Source organism: Paracraurococcus lichenis (assembly GCF_030657435.1).
GTDB classification, from domain to species: domain Bacteria; phylum Pseudomonadota; class Alphaproteobacteria; order Acetobacterales; family Acetobacteraceae; genus Paracraurococcus; species Paracraurococcus lichenis.
This window is the reverse complement of record NZ_JAUTWS010000358.1, coordinates 1-898: the sequence shown is the minus strand read 5'-3', so window position 1 is coordinate 898 and position 898 is coordinate 1. Positions and strand designations below refer to the sequence as shown.

At 73.1% G+C, this 898-nt stretch carries 1 protein-coding gene; it reads left to right on the top strand.

Going from position 1 to position 898, the window contains the following annotated elements; translation table 11 throughout:
- Window positions 1-64 precede the first annotated feature (64 nt).
- Window positions 65-898: IS4/Tn5 family transposase DNA-binding protein (locus Q7A36_RS40235; RefSeq protein WP_305109398.1), on the top strand; the 834-nt coding region annotated here is incomplete at its 3' end.

Here is an 898-nt window from a genome sequence, read left to right as displayed (position 1 = left end):
CTTGACCTTACCCACAACTCAGCTTCGGCGTAGGGCTTTGACCTGCAAATAGGGACTGCAGGTCGTGGAAGACGCGAGCAGCTGGGCGGAACGGCAGTGGGGCGAGGTTGACCTGGGCGACCACCGCCGGACGCGGCGGGCTGTGACGGTGGGCGCGGCGATGGCGGCGCAGCCGGCGGCTGGGCTGCCCGGGCAGATGGGCAGCTGGGCTGGCGCCAAGGCAGCGTACCGCTTGCTGGAACGGCCGGAGGTGACGCTCGAGGCAGTGACCGGGCAACACCGAGGGGCGACGCGCGAGGCCGCGTCGCGGGCGCGGGGCCCGGTGTTGTTCGTGCACGACGACACCGTCATCGACCTGTCGAGCCACTGGGCCATGGCGGGGCGGGGCCGGATCGGCGACGACCGCGGACGCGGACTAATGGCACATGGCTGCCTGGCGCTGCGGCCCGGGGAGGTTGCCGACGAGGTGCTCGGCCTCGCGGCGCTGACGGCCTGGGCCCGGCCCGACGCGGTCAAGGCAAAGGGTGAGACCCGGACCGAGCGGAATGCTCGCCGCACTGAAGCGGATGTCTGGGCCGAGGCGGTGGAGGCGGTTGGTCCGGCGCCCGAGGGCGCGACCTGGGTGAGCGTTGGCGACCGCGGCGCTGACGTCTTCTCTCACCTCGCGCGAGCGCGCGGCATCGGCTGGCACGTGCTGGTGCGCGTCGTCCAGAACCGACGGCTTGGGGAGGGCGACCACCTCGTTGACCGGCTGCGCAGCCTGGCGCCGATGGCACGACGGCGCATTCTGCCGCGCGGTGATGGCGGTCGCGGACCGCGGCAAGAGACCTGGGCGGAGGTTGCCTGGACACAGGTGGAGGTGCAGCCGGCGCGGCTGCGCCGCGACCGCTCGGCGCCA